The sequence below is a fragment of the Chryseobacterium mucoviscidosis genome (genome assembly GCF_002177115.1).
Classification (GTDB): domain Bacteria; phylum Bacteroidota; class Bacteroidia; order Flavobacteriales; family Weeksellaceae; genus Chryseobacterium; species Chryseobacterium mucoviscidosis.
The window spans coordinates 1-330 of sequence record NZ_MVAG01000120.1 but is presented as its reverse complement, the minus strand read 5'-3'; the positions used below and the strand labels follow the sequence as shown (position 1 = coordinate 330).

The following is a 330-nucleotide window of genomic DNA, read 5'->3' as shown; positions in this document are numbered from 1 at the left end:
AGAAAACCGACTCGGTAGCTCAGCTGGTAGAGCAATACACTTTTAATGTATGGGTCCTGGGTTCGAATCCCAGCCGGGTCACAAGTTTACTGAAAAGTAAATTTTTTTCATATTAATATTTTGTGATTTGGTGTTTCAAGGGCTTTCTTAAGAAACCTTTGATTTTGAAAATAAATTTTGCAGGAACAAAATAATTTGTATCTTTGCAGATCTTAAAAAAAGAATATTGCTTTTTAAAAAGTAAATTCAAATTAAGTGACCGACTCGGTAGCTCAGCTGGTAGAGCAATACACTTTTAATGTATGGGTCCTGGGTTCGAATCCCAGCCGG

Annotated in this window: 1 tRNA gene; it reads left to right on the top strand. The window is 36.1% G+C overall.

From position 1 onward, the window contains the following. Positions 1-8 precede the first annotated feature (8 nt). Positions 9-81: transfer RNA gene (locus B0E34_RS11875), tRNA-Lys, on the top strand. The last annotated feature ends 249 nt before the right edge of the window (positions 82-330 follow it).